Source organism: Candidatus Omnitrophota bacterium, from assembly GCA_040755155.1.
Taxonomy (GTDB): domain Bacteria; phylum Hinthialibacterota; class Hinthialibacteria; order Hinthialibacterales; family Hinthialibacteraceae; genus JBFMBP01.
Genome location: JBFMBP010000130.1, coordinates 21,928 through 47,221, shown reverse-complemented (window position 1 = coordinate 47,221; position 25,294 = coordinate 21,928). Strand labels below are relative to the sequence as shown.

Annotated in this window: 20 protein-coding genes; 12 read left to right on the top strand and 8 right to left on the bottom strand. The window is 52.7% G+C overall.

The window, feature by feature from the left end:
• Positions 1 to 228 precede the first annotated feature (228 nt).
• From ligA to AB1656_19180, 4 genes are all read left to right on the top strand, one after another.
• Positions 229 to 2,235 carry an NAD-dependent DNA ligase LigA gene (gene ligA / locus AB1656_19195; GenBank protein MEW6237515.1) on the top strand — a complete coding sequence of 669 codons (2,007 nt, stop codon included), beginning with the start codon at positions 229 to 231 and terminating at the stop codon, positions 2,233 to 2,235.
• A 265-nt stretch (positions 2,236 to 2,500) separates the two neighbouring features.
• Positions 2,501 to 4,381: an SUMF1/EgtB/PvdO family nonheme iron enzyme gene (locus tag AB1656_19190; GenBank protein MEW6237514.1), complete on the top strand. Its 1,881-nt coding sequence runs from the start codon at positions 2,501 to 2,503 to the stop codon at positions 4,379 to 4,381.
• A gap of 102 nt (positions 4,382 to 4,483) precedes the next feature.
• Positions 4,484 to 4,705, top strand: coding sequence for a hypothetical protein (locus tag AB1656_19185; protein MEW6237513.1), 222 nt, complete (start codon positions 4,484 to 4,486; stop codon positions 4,703 to 4,705).
• Positions 4,706 to 4,812: 107 nt separating this feature from the next.
• The gene (locus AB1656_19180; protein ID MEW6237512.1) at positions 4,813 to 5,934 is read left to right on the top strand and encodes a hypothetical protein; all 1,122 of its coding nucleotides are present in this window, start codon (positions 4,813 to 4,815) and stop codon (positions 5,932 to 5,934) included.
• A 28-nt stretch (positions 5,935 to 5,962) separates the two neighbouring features.
• On the opposite strand, the gene AB1656_19175 is transcribed toward AB1656_19180, so the two are convergent.
• From AB1656_19175 to AB1656_19165, 3 genes are read right to left on the bottom strand one after another with little or no spacing between them, the layout of a single operon-like run.
• Complete coding sequence (locus tag AB1656_19175) at positions 5,963 to 6,907, bottom strand: DNA-processing protein DprA (protein MEW6237511.1); 945 nt, start codon at positions 6,905 to 6,907, stop codon at positions 5,963 to 5,965.
• On the bottom strand, positions 6,894 to 7,616 hold the full coding sequence (locus AB1656_19170) for a hypothetical protein (protein ID MEW6237510.1): 723 nt from the start codon (positions 7,614 to 7,616) through the stop codon (positions 6,894 to 6,896). Before AB1656_19170 ends, AB1656_19175 begins: the two co-directional genes overlap by 14 nt.
• A 12-nt stretch (positions 7,617 to 7,628) precedes the next feature.
• Positions 7,629 to 7,841, bottom strand: a complete 213-nt coding sequence (locus AB1656_19165) for a hypothetical protein (protein ID MEW6237509.1) — start codon at positions 7,839 to 7,841, stop codon at positions 7,629 to 7,631.
• Between the two features lie 201 nt (positions 7,842 to 8,042).
• Here AB1656_19165 and AB1656_19160 point away from each other — a divergent pair, with 201 nt between their 5' ends.
• From AB1656_19160 to AB1656_19150, 3 genes are all read left to right on the top strand, one after another.
• Entirely contained in the window at positions 8,043 to 9,134 is a 1,092-nt protein-coding gene (locus tag AB1656_19160; protein MEW6237508.1) for a quinone-dependent dihydroorotate dehydrogenase, read from the top strand.
• On the top strand, positions 9,131 to 11,026 hold the full coding sequence (locus tag AB1656_19155) for a glycosyltransferase (protein MEW6237507.1): 1,896 nt from the start codon (positions 9,131 to 9,133) through the stop codon (positions 11,024 to 11,026). Before AB1656_19160 ends, AB1656_19155 begins: the two co-directional genes overlap by 4 nt.
• Before the next feature lie 184 nt (positions 11,027 to 11,210).
• The gene (locus AB1656_19150; GenBank protein MEW6237506.1) at positions 11,211 to 13,448 is read left to right on the top strand and encodes a bifunctional (p)ppGpp synthetase/guanosine-3',5'-bis(diphosphate) 3'-pyrophosphohydrolase; all 2,238 of its coding nucleotides are present in this window, start codon (positions 11,211 to 11,213) and stop codon (positions 13,446 to 13,448) included.
• A gap of 249 nt (positions 13,449 to 13,697) precedes the next feature.
• Here AB1656_19150 and AB1656_19145 read toward each other — a convergent pair whose 3' ends face one another.
• From AB1656_19145 to ggt, 4 genes are all read right to left on the bottom strand, one after another.
• The gene (locus AB1656_19145) at positions 13,698 to 14,417 is read right to left on the bottom strand and encodes a flagellar hook basal-body protein (protein MEW6237505.1); all 720 of its coding nucleotides are present in this window, start codon (positions 14,415 to 14,417) and stop codon (positions 13,698 to 13,700) included.
• Between the two features lie 28 nt (positions 14,418 to 14,445).
• The gene (locus AB1656_19140; GenBank protein ID MEW6237504.1) at positions 14,446 to 15,339 is read right to left on the bottom strand and encodes a metallophosphoesterase; all 894 of its coding nucleotides are present in this window, start codon (positions 15,337 to 15,339) and stop codon (positions 14,446 to 14,448) included.
• Between the two features lie 117 nt (positions 15,340 to 15,456).
• Entirely contained in the window at positions 15,457 to 15,687 is a 231-nt protein-coding gene (locus AB1656_19135; protein MEW6237503.1) for a DUF2283 domain-containing protein, read from the bottom strand.
• A gap of 315 nt (positions 15,688 to 16,002) precedes the next feature.
• On the bottom strand, positions 16,003 to 17,691 hold the full coding sequence (ggt, locus tag AB1656_19130) for a gamma-glutamyltransferase (protein ID MEW6237502.1): 1,689 nt from the start codon (positions 17,689 to 17,691) through the stop codon (positions 16,003 to 16,005).
• Between the two features lie 378 nt (positions 17,692 to 18,069).
• Here ggt and AB1656_19125 point away from each other — a divergent pair, with 378 nt between their 5' ends.
• The 4 genes from AB1656_19125 to trpC all read left to right on the top strand — a co-directional run bounded on the left by AB1656_19125 (position 18,070) and on the right by trpC (position 22,088).
• Positions 18,070 to 20,418 carry a DUF2298 domain-containing protein gene (locus AB1656_19125; GenBank protein MEW6237501.1) on the top strand — a complete coding sequence of 783 codons (2,349 nt, stop codon included), beginning with the start codon at positions 18,070 to 18,072 and terminating at the stop codon, positions 20,416 to 20,418.
• Between the two features lie 86 nt (positions 20,419 to 20,504).
• Positions 20,505 to 20,867 (top strand): type II toxin-antitoxin system RelE/ParE family toxin, encoded by a 363-nt coding sequence (locus AB1656_19120; protein ID MEW6237500.1) that lies wholly within the window; start codon positions 20,505 to 20,507, stop codon positions 20,865 to 20,867.
• Positions 20,839 to 21,201: a helix-turn-helix transcriptional regulator gene (locus AB1656_19115; protein MEW6237499.1), complete on the top strand. Its 363-nt coding sequence runs from the start codon at positions 20,839 to 20,841 to the stop codon at positions 21,199 to 21,201. The genes AB1656_19120 and AB1656_19115 overlap by 29 nt, the downstream gene beginning before the upstream one ends.
• 101 nt (positions 21,202 to 21,302) lie before the next feature.
• Complete coding sequence (gene trpC, locus AB1656_19110) at positions 21,303 to 22,088, top strand: indole-3-glycerol phosphate synthase TrpC (GenBank protein ID MEW6237498.1); 786 nt, start codon at positions 21,303 to 21,305, stop codon at positions 22,086 to 22,088.
• Between the two features lie 166 nt (positions 22,089 to 22,254).
• Here trpC and AB1656_19105 read toward each other — a convergent pair whose 3' ends face one another.
• Positions 22,255 to 23,292, bottom strand: a complete 1,038-nt coding sequence (locus AB1656_19105; GenBank protein MEW6237497.1) for a zinc-binding dehydrogenase — start codon at positions 23,290 to 23,292, stop codon at positions 22,255 to 22,257.
• A 175-nt stretch (positions 23,293 to 23,467) separates the two neighbouring features.
• Here AB1656_19105 and AB1656_19100 point away from each other — a divergent pair, with 175 nt between their 5' ends.
• Positions 23,468 to 25,189 carry an ADP-ribosylglycohydrolase family protein gene (locus tag AB1656_19100; protein ID MEW6237496.1) on the top strand — a complete coding sequence of 574 codons (1,722 nt, stop codon included), beginning with the start codon at positions 23,468 to 23,470 and terminating at the stop codon, positions 25,187 to 25,189.
• Positions 25,190 to 25,294 lie beyond the last annotated feature (105 nt).

Sequence of the window (25,294 nt, the reverse complement as noted above, 5' to 3'; positions counted from 1 at the left end):
TTCTATGGCTTGATAGGCTGAGAAAATAGGCGCTTTGCCGCTTTACCAGCAGATTCCGCTTTCATTCCTAATAAGATTTTGATCGTTATTATGCCTCCTATACAGCCGTCTATGATCTCCGGCTCCTATTCCAAATCGTTCTTCGCCAACTCGTCTTTCTTCTTTTTACGATGGCTATAGGATACATTTTCAAATACGATTCATTTTTCTATACGCAGGAAAATCGCAATGTCCGAAGACATCAAGGATAAAATCATCCAACTGCGAGATGATATCCGCAGGCATGAGTACTTATATTACGTATTGGCGCAACCGGAAATCGGCGACGAGGAATTCGATCGCCTGCTGAAGCAATTGGAGGATTTGGAAGAGAAACATCCCGAATTCCGCACGCCGGATTCGCCGACGCAGCGGGTCGGCGGGCAGCCGTTGGAATCTTTCGTTTCCTTCGAACATCGGGTTCCCATGCTTTCCATCGGCAATACCTATTCCGAGGCGGAGATCAGGGAATTTCATAACCGCACTGTGAAAGGACTCGGCGGAGCAGAAGTTACCTACGTCGTACAGCCGAAAGTCGACGGCGTGGCGGTTTCTCTTCATTACCGCCAAGGCCGGTTCGAACGCGCCGTAACGCGGGGTGACGGCAAGACCGGCGACGACGTAACGCAAAACGTCAAGACGATCCGGTCTCTGCCGTTGATTCTACGGGGAGAGGACTGGCCGGAATTCCTGGACGTACGCGGCGAGGTTTATATCCCTAGCCATGCCTTCCTTAAGATGAACGAAGAACGCGAGGAGGAAGGCGAGATGCCCTTCGCTAATCCCCGCAACGCCGCCGCCGGAACCCTGAAATTGCTCAATCCCGCGCAGACGGACAAACGTCCGCTTGATCTCTTTATCCATACGATTGGCGAAATCGCCGGGAAAACGTATGCGGAGGATTTCGCGCTGCTGCAAGCGCTGGAAACATGGGGATTGAGAACCGTTCCCGGCTGTACGTTGGAATTGGGCGTCGAGGGCGTGATTGAACGGGCGCGGCAATGGGATATCAAGCGGCGCGAGTTGGAGTTTGAAGTAGACGGGCTGGTCGTCAAGGTCAATTCTTACGCCGCCCGCGAAAGGTTGGGGTATACCTCGAAAAGCCCGCGTTGGGCCATCGCCTATAAATTCGCCGCTGAAGAGGCGGAAACAACGCTGTTAGCCATCGAACTGGGCGTGGGCCGCACCGGCGCCGTTACGCCGCGCGCTATCCTGGAGCCGGCGCCGTTGGCGGGTACCGTCATCCGCCATGCCACGCTGCATAATTTTGAAGAGATCAAGCGCAAGGACATCCGCGTCGGCGACCGAGTCATCATTCAGAAAGGCGGAGAGATCATCCCCAAGGTAGTGCGCGTCCTGGCGGAGAAGCGCGACGGATCGCAGAAGCCTTACGAGCTGGAAACGAAATGCCCTTCCTGCGGCGGCGGGATCGTGCGGGAGAGGGAGGAAGTGGCGTTCCGCTGCATCAATCTCTCCTGCCCCGATCAGTTGAAAAAACGCATCGAACATTTCGTAAGCCGCAACGCCATGGATATCGAAGGCGTCGGGGAAAAACTGGTGAATGTATTAGTCGAGAAAGGATTAGTCGCCCGCCTATCGGATTTGTACCGCCTTCAACATGAACAACTGGCGTCATTGGAACGCATGGGGGATAAATCCGCGCGAAACACTTGCTCCGGCATCGAGCGGAGCAAGTCGCGGCCCGTCGATCGCATTCTCTTCGCGCTGGGCGTGCGCCATGTGGGCAGCCATCTCGCATCGGTGTTAATGCAAAACCGGAAAAGTCTATGGGAATTGAAAGACCTGTCGGAAGAAGCGCTATCGTCCATCGACGAAATCGGTCCTACCGTCGCCGAGAGCATCTACCATTTTTTCCATCGAGAATCGAATTTGGAAGAATTAAAGCGTCTGGAGGAAGCGGGATTGCGCTTCGAACAGGAGATCGCCGCACCCCCCGCCGCCAATTCGCCCTTCGCGGGGAAAACCTTCGTACTCACGGGAACGCTGGCGAAATATACTCGCGAAGAGGCTTCGGAACTCATCCGCCAACGAGGAGGCAGAGCGACCAGTTCGGTGAGCGCAAGCACCGATTTCGTCATAGCAGGAGAAAAAGCCGGTTCCAAAAAGTCCAAAGCGGAGAAATTGGGCGTTACGATTCTTTCGGAAGAGGAACTCGAGAAAATGATCGGGCGATAGAGGAACGCTGAGGCGCGCCTGTGCGTCTATTCATGTAATATAAAGGAATGATATAAAGGAATTCACCCCGAAGGGGTGATTTCTTTTATTTAATCCTTCTCCAGGGGCGTTGCCCGCTGGCTGTTATATTTCGCCCCTTTGGGGCTAGGCGTCGAGAGCCGAACGTCTCGTTATATAGAATAGGCTCAAAACGAAGCGCAGCCTGCCATAACGGCTATTCGATCTCGAAGCGATCAATCTATATGGGAAAGAAGAAAAACCCATCATGAAGAAAAATATCGTTTCTCTCTTGGCCATATTCTTTGGGATGATGTTAACGGATGTAACGAGTTTTGCGCTTTCCCAAAATACCGTCGAAGTCTTCGATGACGAGCGCAGTCAAGAACCGCTTTCCGGATCGACCGATTTCGACGACATCGGCAACCGTTTGATCGATATTCGTTGGAATTACGACGGCGATTTACCGGTTTATGCTTGGCAGATTTATGTCCGCAGAGGCGATGGCGGTTATTTTTTTCTGGGGAGTACCACCGATGGAACCTATCGCCGCTTTGTCTGGAAAAATCCGGATGTAAATGCGCAGTATCAATTCCGAGTTTGGGGCTTATATAAAAACGACAAAAATCAAAATCGGTCGACCGTGTTAAATCAACCTGCGCCCATAGGTTTCAATTTAACGGGAGGCGCTTCCATCGCTCTGAAAAAGATCGCCAATCCTGACGATATTCCCGCGCATAAGGCCATTGTAACCGACGATTTGTATCATGGAACGGATTTAAGCGGCGGTTTCGACGCCGATTCCTCATTGGAAAGAGCCTTGGCGATCAAGTTCAATCCAGGGACGGAAGAGTATGCCAACGTTCATATTTACATCAGTAAAAATGGCGCGCAGTACGATTTTCTCGGCCAGACGGGCGCACCGGATATTTATTATTTTCGCTTTGATGGCAATAGGACGTTTCTATTGAGCGATAATTATTCTCAAGGGCCGCAGCCATTTGAAAAGTATTGGTTTCGCGTCCTGGCGATAAAAACCGAAGGCGGCGTTTCGCAAATGGAGGCTGGCCCAGTGGCCTTTGCCGTAGAAGGGATTCCTACACCGACGCCGACAAACACCAATACTCCCACCGCAACGCCATCGCCTACCTCCACTCCTACAATGACCAACACGCCAACAGCTTCTTCTACGCCTACGAAAACGCCCATCCCGGTTAAAACGCCGACCCCCTCCCTAACGCCGACAATTAGGCCAATATTCACTCAGACGTCTACTCCCAGATTAACGCCAAAGATGACTCCGACGCTTACTCCAACGATTACTCCCGCCTTGGCTTCGACGGCGACGCCGACGATGGCTCCATCGTTTACGCCAACGAAAACCTCCATTCCATTTACCTCAACACCTACGTCCAGAGTCTCCGATAATCAAACCATCACAATTCCTCTTCCCCTTCCTGATGGCGTCAAACAATTAGAGATGTCGTTGATCCCCGCCGGAACCTTTATTATGGGCAGCCCCAGCGATGAGACGGCTCGCGATGCGGATGAAGGGCCGCAGCATCAAGTTACGATCTCTAAAAGTTTCTATATGGGAAAATACGAGGTAACACAGGCGCAATGGCAAGTGGTGATGGGGAACAATCCTTCCAATTTTAAGGGATTAAACCTTCCAGTGGAAAAAGTGTCCTGGTTCGATTGCCAAACCTTCCTCGTAAAATTGAACCAGTTGGGGCTAGGAACGTTTCGCTTGCCGACGGAAGCGGAATGGGAATACGCCTGCCGTGCGGTTACCGTGACGGCGTTTTATTGGGGCGACGATCCGAGCAATACGCAAATCAGCGACTATGCGTGGCAAGCGTCCAATTCAAAGACGAAAACGCATGAAGTAGGATTAAAGACGCCCAACGTCTGGGGACTGTACGATATGAACGGCAACGTTTGGGAGTGGTGCCAGGATTTGTATGGGAGATATCGCGATGAATCCCAAATTGATCCAACGGGTCCAACCGGCGGCTCGTTCAACGTGCTTCGCGGCGGCAGTTGGAACGACTACGCCTGGACTTGCCGGTCGGCATACCGAAACAATAACATCCCATCCAACCGGGATAACTCCAGTTTTGGCTTTCGTATCGTGAAAACGCAATAGCGGCGCAGCCCCGCAGGGCAGGCTCATAGCGAAGCGCCGCAAGATCAATAGTAAAATACCTGCGATGAATCCGGCGCAGTTTTGCTTAAGTGAGGAATTGCTATGAAGCCAGAACGATATCTTGAGGACGATCTAATTGTAAAGAAAGGGATTTACGCCTTACTGGATCAGCTGGGTCCAGTCGAGACGGATCGCTTCATCGCCCTGGCGCGAAAGAAACGAGAAGAATCGCTTAAAAGACATCGCCGCTGGCAAAAGGAAATAGTGAAAGAAACCTTCATGCAAGAAATTCTTAACGAACAGGATTTTCTGGAAAAAACATGAAACGGCGCAGGGCAGGCTCAAAACGAAGCGCCGCCCGCCGCGCAACTGGCATAAAATCTGCACTAAGGATCGGTTGAACTCATGCCATGCCGAAAGGAATGGAAAAAATGGCCGATCCTTATGTTTCCCTGGGGAAAAATCTTCACTCCATCCATAACGGTGGCCAATTATCGCCATCCGCTGTCCAAACTCCTAAAGCGCCGAGCGATCTCACCTTTCAGAATGTGCTCAATCGGACAAAATTGACTTCCGCCCAATTGCAAGCGCTGGAGCCGCCTACTTATCGCCCATCGGCGCCGATGGCGTCGAATTTAGCGGCGGCGAGACCGGCGGCAAGGACCGCCGATGCCGTTTCAGATTCAAGCGCTTCCCTTCCCTCCCTCGCGGCGGAAACGAACGAAGAATATTTGAAATATATTCCCTACATGCCCGCTGATATTCCGCAAGGCGAAGAATTCGAGAAAAGGGTTTTGAACGATTTGAATAACTATATGGCTTACCGCAAGGCGAAAGCGGAGGAAATCCAATCGAACTCTCTAAATGCGCCTTCCTTATCGCCGCGAAAAGGGGGGGCTTTCGGCTTGATCCCCAAATCCGCCCCGGTTCAAACGGCCGGAGCCTTGAATGCGCCTGACGTTTCCGCTAGTTCGTTCAATTCCGTCTTTTCCAAAACGCCGGAGCCGGTCGATTCGGGCATATCAACATCATATTGGGACGACAAGCAGAAGGAGGATTCTGCTTCGCCCTCGATGACGGAAGAGACCAAGAAGACGGTGAAAAGCCGCTCGCGGACCCGCGCCGGATTTGGCCGAGTCAACGCTCGGAAGACGAAAACGGAAAAATCCGTCGAATCCAATGCGGCGGCGGACAAATCCGCCGAAACCATAACGGAAAAAAAGCCAGGCGGCTTCGACGCCGTCTTTTCATTCTTCAAGGATGTCGCCAGCGGAGTTACTCTTGGTTTTTATCAACCGGAGGGAGACAAGGCGCCGGCGGGAGTAGGCCGGATTCTCTATCCCTTCAAAAAATTGTTGATCGACGCGCCAATTAAAGACCTGGCTATCGGCGTACCTGTCGGATTAGCCCGTACGGCGGGATCGGCATTCCATAAAGAGAAAGAATCGGCGAATGAGGCCCAGCAAGATCAAGCCGAAACGAAATCCGTTCGCCGCCGCAGCGCCGGTGTGGGATCCAAACCGTGGTTATTAAGCCGAACCGATCGTTTTTAATTGGAAAAATTAGCAATTCGCAGGCGTTTCAATCGAACAACAGTGGCTGCTCTTCGGCGGCGGCGGAAATTTCTTTTTTGCTCAATGCCTCCAAAATCGAATCGATAACGGCGCCGTCTTCATCGCCGTAAGGCAATAAATCCGCGCCGTGATCAAGAAAATATCGTATTCCCTCGCTGCCGGATTTTCGGTCCGCATCCCCTATAACAAACAACGGACGCTTCAACCTTAACGCCGCCTGCGCCGTGGCGTAGGCGCCGCCTTTCACGCCCGGCTCTACGGCGATTACGGCTTGGGATAAGGCGCAGATAGTTCGATTGCGCTGCATGGCGCATCCGGCCAGCCATGCGCTATTGGGGGAAAATTCCGAGACGACGAGATGATTGCCCTCGCGCAGGTAAGGCGCGATTTCCTTCTTTATACGGAATTGCAGGATGCCTTCAGCCAAAACCAACGTCGTCGTTCCGCCGCTTTCCAACGCGCCCTGATGGGCGGAAAGATCGACGCCATCTGCGTAACCGCTGACGATGTTGGCGCCGATTTGCGACAAACGCGCCGCATAGCGGTTGGCCGCTTTGGCGCCTTGCGGCGTGGGACGCCGCGGTCCTGTGAAACCTATGGCGCTTTGAGGAAAGAGCAATTCGTTGCCGCGCGCGAATACCGCCGCTGGCGCATCTTTTCCCCGCGATTGTAGACGATGGGGATATTCAGCGCGGCCTTTGATAAGCATTTTGATGCGATGCTCTTCCAATCGTTGCGCCATACTCTGCGCCTGAGCGAGCAATTCATGAAGAACGCGGACGATCTCCGGCTTTAGAGCGTATTCCAAGGCCATCGCTTGCGGGGAGAGACTAAGAAAATCTGCAGGAGAAAGATTTTCTCGTTGGATTTTAGTAAGAATCCGCTCTAAACTTCTTCCCCCCAATCCGGGCGTCATTACCATCTGCAAAATGGCGATTTCATCCGGCGTCATCGCGTTGCTCCTTGATAAGGCCATCCGCCGTCAAACCGAAAATCGCTGCGGCGCCCGCTTGCCGCAACGCTTTTTCCGCTTTGTCGAGGCCGATTTCTGGATGAGACAAATCGTCCACTAAAACAATGGATTTCTCTGCGAAAATAGAAGTTTCCGCCTTCATAGCTGAGTCTTGGCGGGAATATTCCAGAAAGCCAGCGGCGTTATATAAACCCGTTTCTCTTGCTATCCATTTTAGCCAAAAGGCGGATTGTCTTGATTGTCCGGCGGAATAAGAAGGAACGGCGGCGATGACGGAAGAATCGCGGTAGATGGGATAGCGCCGGATGAAATCCGTCAGCTTCCAGGCGATCCGCTTCGCCTCGCTGCGGTCGTCCGTTTTCCGCTTCTCCGCGTCATCCCATGCTCTGTCGGAAGATTGAAATGATAGAGCAAAGCAGAGATCGAGAACGCCGCGGCGATAAACAGCGTCGCGCAGAAGCGATAAATAATCCTCCAACAGATCGCAGGTGGAATGGGAGAGCGGCTTGAACTGCACGCCCCAGGAAAAATCCGATGGAAGGGACAGCGTCGCATCCATGAAGAAAAGAGCGGGGAAAGCCTCTTCCAGCAAGCGCCGGAAATGCCATGAACCTTGAATGAAGAGGCGCCAATCGCCCGCGGCGCCATCTTCTTTCAAAGAATAATCGATTAGTTGGAAAGATTCCACGTTGGATAATTGTTAGCGGTTAGTAAAACCCGCGCTGACGCTGCCGCCCGCATGGATAGAACTTTTCTCTGAAATCGAGGCGGAATCTTTGCCCGCTGAACTCGAAAACGATTTCGTGGAACTGGAATTCATAGTACCGCCTGAAGCCGTGGCGCATCCCGCCAGGAAAATCGAAGCGGCGCAGAGAAGCCCGAATGCCATACTATACTGTTTTATTTTCTTCATAATTTTTACCTGTTTTCATTTTCCATACGCTGAGATTATATACGGCTTCGTTGGCGCTTCCCAAGGTTTCAACGATCGCTCCAAACCGTCCATCTTGCTCAATGGGCGGCGGCGAGGCAACATGATTTATTATGATGGCTATCGATTTTTTGATGAAGGCTCTATTTGCGCTGAATACTTTGCGGAGCTGGCGATAGTACGATGATGACGCCTTTCAATCTCTTCTACCAATACGCCGCCAAGCCGATTCTTTTTCGGTTCGATCCAGAATTCATTCATGAACTGGTTCTTTCTCGCATGGGATTATGTCGTCCTTTTAAGTCCATCATAAATCGCATGCTGGCGCCGCAGGATTCGCGGTTGGAACGGACAATCTGGGGGCGGCGGCTGCCGCATCCTATCGGGCTGGCGGGCGGCTTCGACAAAAACGCCGTTTGTACGGACTTGTGGGACGCATTCGGCTTTTCTCATTTCGAAATCGGAACCTTGACGCCGCGTCCTCAGCCGGGCAACCCCAAACCCCGCCTTTTCCGCTATCCTGATAGCCGCGCATTGGTGAACCGCATGGGATTCAATAATGGCGGCTCGCAAGCGGCGGCGGATCTCTTGACGCGAAAGCAAAGCCAAAACCGTTCACCCACCGCGATGATGGGCGTCAGCCTCGGCAAGCAATTCGATACTCCGGCGGACGATATAGGCCGCGTGATTGAGGATTATACGATTTCGCTGGAACGACTCTACCGCTTCGGTGATTTCTTCGTAGTCAACGTCAGCTCGCCCAACACGCCCAATCTGCGGACGCTGCAAGAGGGAGAGAAATTAGCTCAACTGCTTGCGGCGATGCAAAAGAAAATGGACGAAATCGCCGCCGGAGAAAAACGCAAGCCGCTATGCGTCAAACTTGCGCCCGACTTGAGCGGCGAGCAAATCCGGGAAGCCCTCGGCGTCATTCGGCAACTGCGACTGGACGGCGTCATCGCTACCAATACCACTAACCAAACCGGCGGACGCGAAAGCGGCGGCATGAGCGGCGAACCGCTGCGGCAGCGTTCGACGGAAGTTGTACGATTGGCGGCCTCGGAACTGAAGGGTAAGATTCCCATTATCGGCTGCGGGGGAATTTTCAACGCCGAAGACGCCGTGGAAAAACTGGCGGCGGGAGCGCAGCTGCTGCAAATCTATACCGGCTTCGTCTATCAAGGCCCGGCGATCGTGCGCGATATTCTGAAAGGCATTCTGCGCATGATGGACGAACGGGGATTGAAGCAATTGGACGATTTCCGCGATGGATGAATATGGCCTGGATTCCCTTATCTAAACTCGAAGGCGATTGTCGGCGCCGCAACCTGCAAGCGCTGGCGGCTCGCCGTCCAGACTTGGCGGAGTTATTGCGCCGGCAAACGGTGAGGGAAGACATTCTCGTCGAAACAGCGTCAAGAGAACTGCATCGCTGCAAAAAGATACTCCTCGATGGCGGCGAATATTGGACCGACCTCGAGCAGAGCGGCGCAGCGGAGACGCAGGCGTTTCTTCAAGCGATGTCAACCTGGAAGCCGGATCAAGCCTGGACGTTTCTCTTCCATATAGGCGCAGGGCATGGTTTGAATTTTTTCCAACGCCGCCCCATCCAATCCCGGCCGCTCATTATAATCGAACCCGATCCCGGTTTTTTGCTTGCGGCTTTTTCCCTATTCGATCTATCGGCGCTGATCGCTTCTCCCTTGGTTTATTGGATCGTTGGAGAAAATGTAGAAGGGCAATTGCGCCAGGCGTTGGAATCGGAACTGTATCCCTTTCATCTCGTCGATTCCGAATATCGCAGCTTCCCTGGCGAGTTGGTTGGAGCGTTGCATCCCCGCCCCGTCTGGTTGAATTATGAAGCAATCGTCAAAAAATCCTTTTCGGAAGCAGGTGTAAAATTTCCAGCGTTGCGCGAGGAATTCGCCCGTCATTACGAGCATCATCCCATTCGCCGTATCGAAAAAATCGCCGTCCTCGCGCTGCAAAGCGGCTGCTGGGAAACATTGGCGCAAGGACTGGCCGAGGGATTCGCCAGCGAAGGCAAAGAGGTTCGCATCCTCTCGCTGGAGTCGTTGGCAGACGCCCCCGCCGCCTTAAAAGCCAATTTGGAAGTTTTGCGATTCCGTCCCGACGCCATCGCCATCGTCGATTTCCCCTCCACCCACTTTTTCGGAGGATCGATTCATGACGCGCCGATTCCCCGCATGATTTGGTACGTTGACGATCCCGTCAACTTGCCGCCAGGCCGCCACGGCCCTTTCGACATCGCCTTTCCCGTCGATCCCTCCCAGGCGCCGGATTTGGAACGCATGGGCGCTCGAATGGGCGGCGATATCCCATTATGCGCTTCGCCGAATATTCAGGCGAATTATCGTCCCGAACTGGCGAGCGTCGTTTCCTTTGTGGGATCGATATTCGATGTCAGCCGCATTCGCCGCCATCTGCCAAACTCCACTGTCGAACGAATCGAATCTATCGTCGATGAAAAACTGAGTGATTTTAAATTCGATGCAGCGCGTGCGATTCAAGAACGATTTTCCCCCGGCGAAGAGCGCGATAGCCTCTTGCGGATTCTGCGCCAAACCGTCGCCAAGAAGAATATGACGGATGAAAATTTGCTGCGCTATTATTTCAACCTGGAATTCAATTGCGCCCGACGCGCGCAAGTCATCGCCGCATTGAAAGATTTTCCCATAAAAGTCTACGGCTCGCTGGATTGGGGCGCCATTTTAGCGAAGCATGGAATGCAGGACGCCTATCAAGGGCGTTATCTGACAATGCAGGAAGGCTTCGATCTATTCCGCTCTTCTCAAATCAGCCTCAACATCCATACGATGTTTACGCATTCCTCGCCCAACGAAAGGGATTTCGAAATCCCTCTATGCGGCGGCTTCGTCTTGAGTGATATAATTTCCCATGCGCAAAGCCGCATGGGAGAGTTTTTCGCCGTAGGAAAAGAGATGGAGGCATATGGCAATCTGGATGAGTTGAAAACGAAAGTAGATTATTACCTATCTCATCCCCAGGAACGGGATGAAATTACGCAAGCAGCGCGTGAACGCATCCTCCGCCAGCATACCTTCGCCCATCGCGCGCGGGTGATGATCGCGGGCGCAGAAGCGATGATGACGCAATGGAAAAAGTTAGTAATTAAAAATATCTAATCTCTCAGTCTCCTAGTCGGGGTGGCAAGGGCAAGGTTGTTTGTAAGTTATCAAGAGATGCTGAACAACCTTGCCCTTGGCGCCCGCCTTGAAACAAAAGAGATATAATGTTAACCAAGGAGGGGTTGAGCTGCTATAAATTATTGTTGGGATCAAGCAAAATGGAGTCCTGGAGGAACTCCTCATGACGCCGCAGGCCGATACGTTACTTCCTATTCCTACCTCAATGGATATCGAAGACGATTTTCCTATCCTGGAACTCATTCTGCGCAATTATCTTCCTGAAAACGACATTTTACGCATCCGTAAAGCCTATTTCTTCGCTTACGCCGCGCATAGCGAGCAAAAGCGGGTCAGCGGCGAACCCTATATCGTCCATCCTATCAGCGTCGCCGAAACGCTGGCGGAATATCAATTGGATGCTGATACCATAATGGCCGGACTTCTCCATGACGTTTTGGAGGATACCGGCTATAAATACGAGGACTTAAAGCGCGAATTCGGCGAAAACGTTGCGACTCTGGTGCAACAAGTTACCAACGTCAGCAAAAACGTCAATCAAATCAGTTCCGCCGACCGCAACGAAACCGAACTCGAAAATCTGCGCCGCATGTTGGTCAGCACCGCTAAAGATCCCCACGCCCTGGTCATCAAATTAGCCGATCGCCTTCATAATATGCGAACGCTTCAACACCTTCCGCGCAGCAAGCAAATTCATATCGCCAAGAATACCCTGCGCTTCTTTGCTCCTCTGGCTCACCGCTTAGGTTTGGGGCAGATCAAGTGGGAGTTGGAAGACCGCTGTCTCATGTTTCTCAATCCGGAGAAATACCGCTATATCAAAAAAAAGGTTTCGCTGAAAAGGCGGGAGCGGGAAGAGATCATCCGCCAGGCGCGCCGCGAATTGGAAAAGGCGCTTCTGGATAAGGGATTCCACGTCAGCGTTGAAGGACGAGCCAAGCATTTCTACAGCATTTATATGAAGATGGTGCGGGAGAACCGATCGTTCAGCGAGATTTACGATCTGATCGCCCTGCGGGTCATCTGCGAGACCATCGGCGAATGCTACGCCATTCTCGGCGAAGTGCATACGATGTGGAGACAGGTGGAAGGCCGTTTCAAGGATTATATTTCCAATCCCAAGCCCAATAATTACCGTTCCATTCATACGACCGTTCTCGGTCCGCACGGGCGCATGATGGAGATTCAAATCCGCACGCAGGAAATGCACCAGATCGCCGAGCACGGAATCGCCGCTCACTGGCGCTACAAGGAATCTCATCAACGCCGCGTAGGCCGCGACTTGCAATGGCTGGACCTCTCCACCAACCTGCCCGATACTCAAGATCCGGACGACTTTCTGAAATCGCTCTCCACCGATCTCTTTTCCGACGAGGTCTATTGCTACACGCCCAAAGGCTCCGTCATCGCCTTGCCCAAAAATTCCACGCCCATCGATTTCGCCTATAAAATCCATACCGAATTAGGCAACCGTTGCGGCGGCGCCAAGGTGAATGGACGCATTGCTCCTCTCAATTATTCCCTCAAAACCGGCGACGTGGTGGAAATCCTCTCTTATCAGAGCAGCCATCCCACTCACGCCTGGCTGGAGATCGTAACGACGGCTTCCGCCCGCAACAAAATCCGGCGCTACCTTCTCGAATCCGGCCGGGATCAGTTGCTGAAAATGGGTCAACACCAATTGACGCAGGAATTGAAGAAAGCGGGTTACAAGCCGTTGGAGTTCTATAATTCCCCGGCGGCGGAAGAGATCGTCGAATCGCTGGATCAAAAAGACCTCGACGATCTCTTCGTCAACATCGGCTTCGGGCGCATATCCACCAAGCAAGTGCTTTTTCGCCTGCTCAAACAAAAGGCCAAATCGCAAGAACCAGCGAAGGAGGCCGACAAAAAACCGGAACCGGCCAGCGACGAATCCGCCATCAATAAAACCGTCGTGCACATGGGAGACATCGACGACATTATGTATCGCCGCGCCCGCTGTTGCAGCCCGCTGCCGGGAGATGAGATCATCGGCTTCGTTACGCGGGGACGGGGCGTTACCATCCACAAAACGACTTGTTCCAATTTAAAATACGCCCGCCAAGACAACGACCGCATCATGCCGCTCTTTTGGGAAGGGGATCATAAAGAACGGATATCGGTTTCTTTGGAGATTCGGGCGCGGGACCGCCACAATCTGCTCAGCGATTTGTCGCAGATGATCTCTTCCACCGGAACCAACATCACCGGCTGTCAAAGTTCTACGACCAGCACGCAAGCTTCCTTTCTTTTCGACGTGGATGTGACCAGCATCAATCACCTGAATACGATCATGCAGCAATTGCTTGGCATCGAAGGCGTGAAAACCGTCCGCCGCGTCCGCGGCTATTCCCGCCGCAATCCCCGCCGCAAGCCTTAAAGACAGTGAACAGTGGTTAGTGGTTAGATGGCAGCCGTAGAAAGCGTCACACGCGGCGTCCCCATATATCTAAACGCGTAACAAGAGTTATATCAACCTGCATTGAGATTGTTGTTTTTAAATTCCTATCCCAAGATGGGGAGAGGTTAGGTGAGGGTTGATATTATTAAACTTATAATCCCCTCACCCTAACCCTCTCCCAGAGGGCGAGGGGACAATTATAAATGTCACAGAGTACTAGGAGCGGGATTACGCCTTAACGTCAAGGAGGGTTTTCTGCATCGCATCCGCCGTTCTAACGACGGCGGCGTTGGCTTTCGTCATGTTTTCTTCATTGAGCAGCGTAATGACCTCTTCCGCGATGTTGACATTGGAGGATTCCAGATAGCCGCTGAGGATGGCGCCTCGGCCTGCCGTTCCCGGCGCGCCCGATTGCGGAGTTCCAGCGGCGGGTGTGGGCGTCAATAGATTGCCGCCTTGCCGGGAAAGCCCGCCGGGATTGTTGAAGCGGGTCAATTGAATCTGGCCCAGATTGGCGGTGGTTCCATCCGCCATGTTCGCGGTAACGGTTCCATCCTCGCCGATGGAAACCCTGGCGGCATTGGGGGGAACCGTAATCGCTGGGGAGAGCGGCATTCCTTGAGAATTCACTAAAGTTCCATTGGAGTCAGGACGAAAAGAACCATCCCGCGCATATGCCACGCCGCCCGTTCCATCGGCGACTTGAAAATAGCCTTCTCCCGCAATCGCCAAATCCAACGGATCGCCGGTTGGAACTAAAGCGCCCGCTTGGGGAGAGAAGGAAACGCTGTCCGTCGCGGCGCCGTTGCCGCCGGGCAAAGCGGCGGAATCGGCGCGCTGCGCTTTGTAGCCGGGGGTGTTGAGATTGGCCAAATTATTGGCCGCCGTCAACATACGGTTGCGGGAGGCGTTCAAACCGGAAAGGGCAATGGAAAAAATATCAGCCATAATATTTTTTATTATAACGCAAAGAAATTCATTCGGCAAAGGAATTTTTCGGCTTATCTTCCTGAACGAATTCGATCTCGAATAGATTCACTTCCGGCGGACAGGAAAACCGGGGCCGCGTTAGGCGGCTGGAACCAGCGCCGCGCGTTGCATGATACAGCGTCCCGTTCAACCGGGCGAAGCCAGATGCGAACCGCTTCGGCGCCTTTGAGCGGGTGATAACCGGTCCGGCGAAGGGAATGCGAATTTGTCCACCGTGCGTATGTCCCGAAAACACCATGTCAGCGCCCGCTTCGGAGAGTTCCCGATAGCGGTCGGGCGCATGAACCAGCACGAAACAAGGTTCCTCTTTGCGATAGCCGCGAAAGGTGGCGGGTATGTCGTCCCTTTCGCTATAGGGATCGTCCACGCCGACGACGGCGACGGCGCCGCCATCAACGGCGATGCGCGTCCATTGGTTATGCAGCACGGAAATCCCCAGCGAATAGAGTCCCGCTTCCAAACGCTTCGAGTCGTTGGGACGGCGCTTCATCTCTTTCAATGGCTTGCCGGTGCGATGGAACAGATGGCGCCAATCGACGCAATCGTAATCGTGATTGCCGAAGACGCAGTATGAGCCGTACTTGGCGCGAAGCGGCCGCAAGGCTTCCAGGCATAAATCGATGCCGGAATCGTCGTCGATAAGGTCTCCCGTGATGAAGATCAAATCCACCGCCCATTTCGTCAATTCCTCGAGGAAGCGCTGGAGGGAGGTTTGCCCACGATAGAAATGTAGATCGGAAATCTGCAAAATCGCCAATGGCTTGATGGATGGGCCTTTCATTTGAATTTTATGCCGCATGATCCGGTATCGATGCGGTTCGATAAACCAACTGTATATCGATAAGCCCAATAGGGCTGCGGCGGACGTTTCTATTAACATGGCGAAAATACCTTCGTTACAATGGTGGGCTACGCTTCGCTTTAAGCCCACCCTTTTAACTAACGATGAACCGATAACTACGTAACCAATATCTATGGATCGAAACCGTCTACACCATCAAACTCGTTTACTGGCGTGAAGTACGGTCATGCCGATAATTTCCTCTTTTTCATATCGAACGATAACATCTTCTTCCGTCAATTCGCTGTCGGTCGCGCAACTTGGTTTTTTAAAATTAATATATAAAACATCAGCCTCTTGATCGTAAGAAACCCAAAGAGTATGTTGAGGCGTTTCTTTAATTGCGGGCATCAATTTTAAGTAATTCTGTATTTCCGCTATGGCCATAATTGATGTCTCCTTTCCATACTGCGAATCCTGCGAGTCAAAAATGCCGTAATTACAAAACCATCATTTTCCCATTCGCGATAAACGGCAACAAGATACAATCCATAAGAATATTCTCTAATTGCCAATCGTTCTTCATCGTTTCCTATAAATATCCGTTGAGGATTAGAAATCGTCTCAAGAATCTCTATCCGCAATCCCGCCATTTCGCAATGCTCTTCCGTTATATGCGTCCACCGTTCATCCGTTAACCGAATTGGAATCCCCATTTTGGATTGAACGATTGAAATCATATTTTCACCTTAACGCATTCGCTCAATAGCCTTCCGCCAATCCGTCTCCCCGACCATCCGAGTATCCCGCCAATACTCCATCGATCCGTTGGATTCCGGCGGCGAATCCCAATTGGTTCGTTTCGTCCAGTTTATAGCCCATCTCCACCAGTTTATCCATCGTCTCCGGCGAGAAGGCGTATTTCTCATGCGTTATTTTGTCCGGCAGCCATTGATGATGGAAGCGCCTGACGTCGATGGCTTCGCGGATGTTCATTCCAAATTCTACTATATTTAGAAAAATTTGCAGATTGGTCGTGATGATCGTCGGACCGCCGGGCGTTCCGATAGTAAAAGCGAATTGATTCTCTTTCGTGACGATAAGCGGCGTCATGGAAGAGAGCATACGTTTTCCCGGCGCGATGGCGTTGGCTTCGCCTTCCATCAGGCCGTACATATTGGGCGCGCCGGGCTTGGCGGTGAAATCGTCCATTTCGTTGTTCAGCAAAAATCCCGCGCCTTCCACAACGGCGCCCACGCCGTAGCCGCCATTCAGCGTGTAGGTGATGGCCGCCGCATTACCGGCGGCGTCGACGACGGCGTAATGCGTCGTCTCTAGCGATTCCGCTCCGCCATGCGCCGTTCCTTGGCTGTCGCCTGCGCGCAGAAATGGGATTAACTCCCGGCGCTGGTTGATGTACTCGTCCGATAGCAATTTTTCCATTGGAATATCAATGAAATCAGGATCGCCTAGGTAATAATTCCGGTCGGCGAAAGCCAGCCTCTCCGCTTCTACGATCGTATGAATGTAAGCGGCGGAATGATAGCGCATCGCTTTGAGCGGCAGCGGCTCGATGAGTTTCAAAATCTGAGCTAGGACAACTCCGCCCGAACTGGGCGGGGGCAGCGTCATCAGTTCATACCCTTTATAAGAAAAAACGATGGGATCGCGATAAACGCAGGAATAATTCGCCAAATCTTCCATCGAGACGATGCCGCCGAGTTTCTTCATATAGCCGGTCAGGCGTTGCGCCGTCTCTCCTTGATAAAATCCTTCGGCGCCATGATCCCGAATCAAGCGCAGCGTCTTAGCGAGATCAGGTTGCTGGAAGAGATCGCCGAAAGTTAGCGGTTCGCCGTTGGGATAAAAGACTGAGGCGGTGGTATCGAATTTCGTCAAGCGTTTTTTCGTCTTCTCGCCGGCGAGAGATTTGGCGAAGACGTAACTTACGGAGAATCCTTTTTCCGCCAATCGGATGGCGGGAGCGAGGATGCCGGCGCGGGGCAGCGTTCCGTAATCTTTCTGCATTGTTAGCAAGCCATGAACGGCGCCGGGAACGCCTACGGCTAGCAACGAATCGGCGCTTAATCCCGACACAACGACGCCCGTTGCGGATAGATACATATCCCGCTTCGCCGCTAAAGGCGCTTTTTCCCGGAAATCCAGCGCGATGCGGCGGCCGTCGGCGGTCAATCCCGTAAGAAAACCGCCTCCGCCCAAATTACCCGCTTCCGGGTAGGTTACCGCCAGCGCAAAGCCGATGGCCGCCGCCGCGTCGAAAGCATTGCCGCCGCTCCGTAATATTTCCACTCCCGCATGGACGGCGTTCGCTTCCGGTCCGGCGGCCATGCCTTGGCGAGAATAGACCGGCTTCAAGTCCGCGTTGGCTGAAGCGGCGGATAGAGTCAATGCAATTATTAATAGGCCAAATCGATTTTTACGAATATTCATTTTTCTCCGCTTCCTTATCGAGCCGATGGATCGTTAATCATGAGCCTCTTGCAAAACTCCATAATTCCTCCCCCATGCTTGGGGGAGGTTAGGAGGGGGTTGCTTTAAGTCTAACATAATCAACCCCTCTCTAACTCCCCCCAAGCTTGGGGGGAGAATTTAAAAGCGGATTTTATTAATTTTGCAAGAGCCTCTTATAATAGCCGAATTTTGGGTTAGCCGGAAAGCAATGGTTCGATCAGGGGCAAAATAACATTGCCTTGCTGCTCAGTCGAGCGTCCTTTGATTTCAAAGATATGGGTATACCATTTAAGGGTCTCAAGGCGGCGTTTTTTTTAAGAACTGCATGATTCGACGTTTCTTGCCGGAAGGGATGCTATGCTCAACGATCTTTTGCTCGCTTTAACCTGGTATATCGTTCTGACTGTATTCGGCGTTATTGTTTTGCCGATATCCATGAAGGCGTTCCGGCGGATGCCGGAAGGGGGGATGCTTGCCGCCCGCCCGCTGGGCTGGCTGCTGTTGGGCGTATTGTCATGGTTGCTAGCTTCGGTCGGGTTTCCTTTCAGCGCTTTGGGCGTTCTTTGCGTGGCGATTCTTCTCTTCGGCGCGTCGCTTTATCTTTTTATGCTCAATCCCGCTTGGATTCAAAAGCGCATACAACGGTTTTGGCGAACGGCTATAAACGGCGAGATCGTTACTATCCTTGTATTCGTATTAATCGTTCTGGCGCGGCGCGAAGACCCGAACATCGACTCTACAGAAAAGCCGATGGACTTGATGCTGCTCAACGCGCTGACCGCGGCGCGGCAGATTCCCCCGCCCGATCCCTGGCTGTTGGGCGCCAGCGTCAATTACCATTACGGCGGCTATCTGCTCCATTCCATTCCTGCGAAACTGACGGGCATTCCTACGGAATACGCCTACAACCTATCCATCGCGTCCGTGGCGGCGATGGCGGCTTCGATGGCTTTCGTCATCGGGCGCGCCTTGTTTGGACGCTGCCGCTGGGCGCTAATGACAGTCGTCTGCACTTTGTTTATGGGCAATATCGCGGGGGGAACTTTGATACTCAAATACGCCGGATTTCCTACGAATTTATATGAATGGCGCAATGGCTATCTTTGGAATACAACGCGCATCATTCAAGATACGCCGCAAAATCCTCTCATTAACGAATACCCCTTCTTTTCCATCGTATGGGGCGATTTGCATCCACATTATAACGACATGCCCTTCTTCTTGCTTTTCATTGCGCTGACCTACGCTTTTTACCGGGCATTCGTCCGGCTTTCCTTCGGTGCACTATTACGCTTCGAATGGCCGCTTCTGGTTTGCGCCGCCTTGTCGTGCGCCTTCCTTTTTCCTACGAATATGTTCGATTTTCCCGTGGCGGCCATCTTTTTCTGCGCCGTCGCCGTCAGCGGCCTATTGCGTTCGATCGTCAACAAAAACACAAGCTGGATGCGAACGAAAATTCTGGGGATTCCTTTCTATTACCCTATCAAGGGCGCATCACTCAGCCGCCTTATCATGAAGGCCGTTTTCCTGGCGCTTCCCATTCTCGCTTATTTTATTGCGGCGCCCTTCTGGCTTCATTTCGATCCGCCGCTGCATGGCCATCTTCTGCAATCCAGCCCCTACCGCACGGGCTTGGGCGAATTTTTCTTCGTTTTCGGCATTCATTTCGCCGTCAGCCTCGCGGTTCTTTACTTGATGGTTTACGAGATGCGCAAGACTTGGAGTTGGGAAGAGATCGGCTTTTTGGCCGCTATGTTCGGCGTCGCCTTCGTGATTATCTGGGGCTGGTATGGCTATATCGCTTGCGCCGCCGCCTTCGTTTTCGCTTTACTCTTTTGGATTTTCGCCGTCTCCAGCGTCTGGGCCAGCCGCCAGCGGCGCGCCTGCGGCCATGGACGGGAAACCTTCGCCCTGATCGCCTGCGCTTTGGCTTGGTCCGCCATCGCGGGTTGTGAAGTCATATATTTGCGAGACACCTATGGAATCAACCTGGCGCGCATGAATACGCTGTTCAAGTTTCATTTCGCCGCCTGGCTGCTGTTCGGCGTCAGCTTGCCTTATCTCTTGGTCATAAACATGAAAAGGCTGGACAATCGGCAAATCAAAACTTTTGTTTTGATTCCCGTCATCGCCGTTTTTCTCATCGGCCTGGCTGGACCGATATTCACGCTCGCCTCGCTCTTCGCTATGCCCACGCAAGGCCGATTGATTACGCTGGACGGATTGGCTTTCATGAAAGCTTCCATGCCCCAACAATACGAAATCATCCAATACGTACGCCAAAACACGAGACCTGATGACATCATCGTCGAACTTCCCGGCTGCGCCTACAGCCAGGAAAACGCCGTTTCCGCCTGCACGGGACGGCCAACGATCATTGGGTGGGTGAATCATGAAGGGTTATGGCGCGGCGGAATCAATGAAGTAACGGATCCCGCCAAGAGAGCCTTTCGCGCCGAAGTCGGCCATCGCAAAGAAGAGATGCTTAAACTCTACTCCACTCCCGATTGGGAAGAGGCGAAAGCCATTTTGAAAAAATATAACATTCAATACGTCTCCTATTCGCCTCCTCTTCCCACCTGCGACGTCAGCCAGCGAATGCCGCAAATTCAAAACGGCGTCCTGCGCCAGCATCTGGAACCGATTTTCGGGAATCAAACGGGGCTGGTTTCCTACGCTTTGTTTAGGGTTCCGGATAATTTATGATGTTATTCGTTTTCATGAACAAGTAATCTTGCGAACGGGGAGAGATAGAATCCTCTTTGCGAATAACCCGATAAAAGCCATAATGAATGATGAAAAAGATACGTTGGGTAGGTTCCTCTAAGGAAGATTTAAGAAAAATGCCAAAACCCGTAAAAGCCGTTTTCGGGCAAGCGTTATATGACGCCCAAAAAGGAGGACATCACCCCAACGCAAAACCGTTAAAAGGATTTCATGGTTCGGGAGTAGTGGAATTGATTGAAGATTACCGAGGAAACGCCTATCGGGCAGTGTATACAGTTCGTTTTAAAGATACGGTTTATGTGCTTCATGCGTTTATGAAGAAATCAAAAAAAGGAATCGAAACGCCAAGGGAAGATAAAGAGCGGATACGTCTCCGCCTTCAAGCGGCGCAAAAAGATTATGAACAGGAAAAAAAGTATTCCAACTGATGATTCCAAAATTTCCATTGAAGATAGCTCCGGCAATGTTTTCGAAGATATTGGCTTCCCTAATCCCGAAGAAGCGTTGATGAAAGCCGAACTATCCCATAAGATTCGCGACTCCATCCGTCGAAAAAAACTGACGGTGGAACAGGCGAGCGAATGGTTGGGAATCTCCCAAACTAAAATATCCGCGATCGTCAAAGGGAATACAGGAAGACTTTCCATAGATCGTTTAATCCGGTTTTTGCGAATACTAGGAAACGATGTGGATATCGTGGTGAAAAAGAAAACCCATGCTCAAAAAATCGGACATTTGAAAGTTATAACCATTCAACCGTGAAATATTGGATTTCATGGATAAAATCGTAAAAATCCACAGGTTTTTTAGTGTTATCGCATTTAAAATTCTCCCCATCAAAGAATAGGAATACCCGGTTCAGAATGAAAGGAATTTTACGGGAAATCATAGAAAACAAACGGCGGGAAGTGGAGGAGCGCCAACGTATCCGCCCTTTGGACGATTTGAAGCCAGCCGCCGCCGCTGCGCCGCCCGCGCGGGATTTCCGTTCCGATCTGCGCCGGGGCGGGGGGCCATTGAAACTGCTGGCGGAAATCAAGGCGGCCTCGCCGTCCGCCGGCGTCATCCGCGCCGATTTCGACGCGGCGGAAATCGCCCGCCTCTATGAACGAGCCGGAGCCTCGGCGATTTCGGTCTTGACCGACGCCAAGTATTTTTCGGGAAGCGACGAGCATCTGCAAGCCGCCCGCGCCGCCGTCTCCCTGCCGGTTCTGCGCAAGGACTTCACCCTCGGCGAATATCAACTCTACGAAAGCCGCATCCTCGGCGCCGACGCCGTCCTGCTCATGGCCCAGGTTCTCGATCGAGAAATTTTCGCAGCGCTTTTGCAGAAAGCGCGGGAACTGGGGCTGTACGTTCTGGCCGAAGGGCATACCGCCGAGCAGATTCAATTCATCGTCGATGTTGGCGCCGAGGTCATTGGCATCAACAACCGCGATTTCGAAACGCTGACCACGGATATCGAAACCACGTTGAACCTCATTCATCTCGTCCCCGAAGATCGCATCGTGGTCAGCCAGAGCGGCATCTTTCTTCGGGAAGAAGCGCAGCGTCTGGAAGCGGCGGGAGTAGACGCCATCCAAGTGGGAACCTCCATCATGAAAGAGGAGGATATGGAAGAGCAACTGCGGCGATTGCTGGGGAGATGATGTGGGACATTGGGGCTTTGAGTCTTCATCCCAGCCTTGAAAGGCTGGGCTATTATCAAATGCCCCTTTAAAGGGGCAAACGACAATAGCCCGCCGTTTCAACGGCGGGGCGGCAGGTCCTTTCTTCCTGCAATCGCCGAGAGCCTTTCCTCGGTAAGGAGGCTCGTCACTCTTCACTGTTTTTCAATACGATTTTGCCGAAGTTTTTCCTATCCAGCATTCGCTGTTGGGCGGCTTGGGCTTCCTGCAAGGGGAAAATCTTATCGATGACCGGCTTGATTTTGCCTTCCTCGGCGAGCTGCAAAACTTTTTTCTGTTCCGAGAGCGATCCCATATAGGAACCATGCACCGATAGTTGTTTGGCGAAAAAGGGCAAAAGATTGATCTTGGCTTCCATACCCGCCGTTACGCCGCAGATGCAGAGACGTCCAGTTCGGCGCAAGGCGTCAATGCTGCGCGTGAAGGTCTCGCCGCCGATATGTTCGAAGACTAGATCCACACCCCGCCCGTTAGTGATCCGCATCGTCTCCGCCACGAAATCTTTTTCTTTATAATTAATGACCTCGTTGGCGCCGAGTTTTTGGGCGCGTTTCAATTTCGCGTCCGTTCCCGCCGTGGCGATGACTCTCGCGCCCGCCAGCTTGGCCAATTGGATGGCGGCGATGCCCAGCCCGCTGCCCGCCGCTTGAATCAAAACCGTCTCGCCGCAGCGCAGTTTTCCTCGCGTAAACAACATATGCCAGGAGGTAACGAATACCAACGGAATCGAAGCCCATTCCTCGAAGGAGAGTTTTTCCGAAACGGGGATGACGTTGCGGGCGGGAGCCACGGCGTATTCCGCATAGCCGCCCTGAACCTGGAAGCCCATCAGTTTGTATTCCGCGCAGGCGCTGTCGTTGCCGTTCAGGCAATATTCGCACTGCCCGCAGGAAAGCCCCGGCGCCAGCGCCGCGCGGGTTCCGACGGCGATGTCTTTGACGCCGCGTCCTGTTTCCACTACCGTTCCCGCGATGTCGCTGCCGGAAATGTGAGGCATGGGGATGGGAACCGGACGTCCTCCAAGCCGCACCCAGATATCGAGGTGATTCAAGGCGCAGGCTTCGACCTTGATTTTCACTTCTCCCGGTCCCGGCTTCGGTTCTTTGACCTCGGCGCATTGCAGGCGGTCTACCTCTCCATGCTCGTGAAATATGACGGCTTTCATTTTCGTCCTCCTCGGCGATTCGCGAAAAATCGCAGGCGTTGAACATTTTTCATCGCTTCGCCTTCCTTAAGATTGGGAAGTTCAGCATAATCAAAATACACGATTCGATGCGGTTGTCAAAAGCTTATAGGCGAGAAAACCGCTGTTGTCAGTTTATAACAAGGAGATTCGATCGATGCGCGGCAAAGCTGTTGCCCTTTTTTCTATCTGTCTAACCGTTAGTCTCATTTCCTGCGGCGCCGGGAAACAAATCAAAGAAAAATTATCTTCTTTATTCCAAGACGAGAAAAAAGCCCCCGCCACCCATCGGCTTTCTTTTACGATCTACGAGGAAAAGTTACGCGGCGCCTGGGCGGGCAAGATGATCGGCGCTAGTTACGGCGATCCCTACGATCATCAATTCCAAGGACAGATCATGGAAAACCCGATCCGTCCCTGGAACGCTGAATACGCAGCCGCCGCCCTCGGCCATGAAGACCTTTGCGCAGGGATGACGTTTCTCGAAGCGCTGGACGCTAAGGGATTATTCGTTACCAGCCGGGAAGCGGCGGAGTATTTCGCCAGGACGAAATATTCCCTCGACGGCGCCAACGATGCGGCGCGGAAAAATGTCCGCGCCGATATTTATCCTCCCCAATCCGGCCAACCGCGATACAATCCTTACGCCAACGACGGCGATTTTCAAAGCGAAGCCGATCTCTTCGGCCTTCTTTGCCCCGGCATGCCCTTCACTGCATCAAAACTGGCGGCGCCGTTCGGCGAAATCATGAGTAGCGGCGACGGCTTCTGCGGCGGACTTTTTACGGCGAGCCTTTATGCGGCGGCCTATTTCGAAGACAGCCGCTCCGAAATCGTAATGCAAGCCTTGAAGAGCATTCCCGCGCAGAGCGATTATGCGCGCCTGATCGGCGAAGTTTTGGAGGCTTATAAGAAAGATCCAACCGATTGGCGTTCCTGCTGGAAAATGTTGGAAGAGAAATGGGGCAAGTCCGGCGTTGGACCCGCCGGGGATGAAAAGGCGGCAAACGCCGATGCCAAGTTGAACGGCGGCTATATCGTAACAGCGCTGCTTTACGGCGACGCCGATTTCGCCAAAACACTGGAAATCACCGTGCGCTGCGGCCGCCGCTGCGGCTCCAACGCCGCCATAGCCGCGGGCGTATTGGGAACTATCCTGGGATATGACAGCATTCCTAGGGAATATCGCACCGGCGTCGCCTTGATTACCGATAAAAATTTCGCATCGACTCCTTACCATTTCAATACCTTGATCGAATCCTGCCGCAAGTGGACCACGGACATCGTTCGCCGCCGGGGGGGCAGCCTGGAGACGTTAGGAGATCGTCAGTATTTGACGATCCCCATTCAAAAACCGGCGCTGATTGGTCAATACGAACCTTTTACGGCAAAGATGGCCAACGATTTGCAGGAAGAATGGAAAAATCTCGACGCGGTTCGCTTATCCGGCCTGCAACGCAAACTGCTAGCGGAGATTCCCGCTTTCGCTAAGGGATGGACCATCGCCAATTGCGGAACGAACAGTTATGCGGGCGCGCTGAAAGAATATCGCGGACGCTATGGCGTCTTCGCCACCAACCCCCTCAGCCAAGAGACGCCGTGCCGACTGACATGGAAGGGAGTCATCCCCGCAGGCAAACCCGCGTTGCGGTTCGCCGCCGCCGCCGATGCGAGTTGGACGCTGCGAGTTCTCGTCAACGGCGAGGAGTTGGCGAATAAAGTCATTAGCAATTCCGGCGGCGTTGTCGAATGGCAAACTCAAGAATTCGATCTTTCCCCGTATGCCGGCAAGAACGCGGCGATCACGCTGGAAAACGGGTCGAACGGTGGATCGGACGAATCCGCCTATTGGAACCGGATAGAAATTAATGCTGAGTGATAGTAGAAGAGCCATCCTGGCTCTTAAGAGGCTGGAAGCCTCTTCCACTCTTTTTTTTGAGGGAGACTGGCTGGCTAGGGCAAGTTTTTTTCTGCCCTAGAAAAT

What these genes read in the sequence shown, in the direction of transcription:
- AB1656_19140 (MEW6237504.1), bottom strand. Translation starts at nt 15,339, where the DNA reads ATGTTAATAGAAACGTCCGCCGCAGCCCTATTGGGCTTATCGATATAC.
- AB1656_19105 (MEW6237497.1), bottom strand. Translation starts at nt 23,292, where the DNA reads ATGAAAGCCGTCATATTTCACGAGCATGGAGAGGTAGACCGCCTGCAA.
- AB1656_19180 (MEW6237512.1), top strand. Translation starts at nt 4,813, where the DNA reads ATGGCCGATCCTTATGTTTCCCTGGGGAAAAATCTTCACTCCATCCAT.
- ggt (MEW6237502.1), bottom strand. Translation starts at nt 17,691, where the DNA reads ATGAATATTCGTAAAAATCGATTTGGCCTATTAATAATTGCATTGACT.
- AB1656_19135 (MEW6237503.1), bottom strand. Translation starts at nt 15,687, where the DNA reads ATGGCCATAGCGGAAATACAGAATTACTTAAAATTGATGCCCGCAATT.
- AB1656_19100 (MEW6237496.1), top strand. Translation starts at nt 23,468, where the DNA reads ATGCGCGGCAAAGCTGTTGCCCTTTTTTCTATCTGTCTAACCGTTAGT.
- ligA (MEW6237515.1), top strand. Translation starts at nt 229, where the DNA reads ATGTCCGAAGACATCAAGGATAAAATCATCCAACTGCGAGATGATATC.
- AB1656_19145 (MEW6237505.1), bottom strand. Translation starts at nt 14,417, where the DNA reads ATGGCTGATATTTTTTCCATTGCCCTTTCCGGTTTGAACGCCTCCCGC.
- AB1656_19155 (MEW6237507.1), top strand. Translation starts at nt 9,131, where the DNA reads ATGAATATGGCCTGGATTCCCTTATCTAAACTCGAAGGCGATTGTCGG.
- AB1656_19150 (MEW6237506.1), top strand. Translation starts at nt 11,211, where the DNA reads ATGACGCCGCAGGCCGATACGTTACTTCCTATTCCTACCTCAATGGAT.
- AB1656_19120 (MEW6237500.1), top strand. Translation starts at nt 20,505, where the DNA reads ATGATGAAAAAGATACGTTGGGTAGGTTCCTCTAAGGAAGATTTAAGA.
- AB1656_19160 (MEW6237508.1), top strand. Translation starts at nt 8,043, where the DNA reads ATGATGACGCCTTTCAATCTCTTCTACCAATACGCCGCCAAGCCGATT.
- AB1656_19125 (MEW6237501.1), top strand. Translation starts at nt 18,070, where the DNA reads ATGCTCAACGATCTTTTGCTCGCTTTAACCTGGTATATCGTTCTGACT.
- AB1656_19190 (MEW6237514.1), top strand. Translation starts at nt 2,501, where the DNA reads ATGAAGAAAAATATCGTTTCTCTCTTGGCCATATTCTTTGGGATGATG.
- AB1656_19115 (MEW6237499.1), top strand. Translation starts at nt 20,839, where the DNA reads ATGAACAGGAAAAAAAGTATTCCAACTGATGATTCCAAAATTTCCATT.
- AB1656_19175 (MEW6237511.1), bottom strand. Translation starts at nt 6,907, where the DNA reads ATGACGCCGGATGAAATCGCCATTTTGCAGATGGTAATGACGCCCGGA.
- AB1656_19165 (MEW6237509.1), bottom strand. Translation starts at nt 7,841, where the DNA reads ATGAAGAAAATAAAACAGTATAGTATGGCATTCGGGCTTCTCTGCGCC.
- AB1656_19185 (MEW6237513.1), top strand. Translation starts at nt 4,484, where the DNA reads ATGAAGCCAGAACGATATCTTGAGGACGATCTAATTGTAAAGAAAGGG.
- trpC (MEW6237498.1), top strand. Translation starts at nt 21,303, where the DNA reads ATGAAAGGAATTTTACGGGAAATCATAGAAAACAAACGGCGGGAAGTG.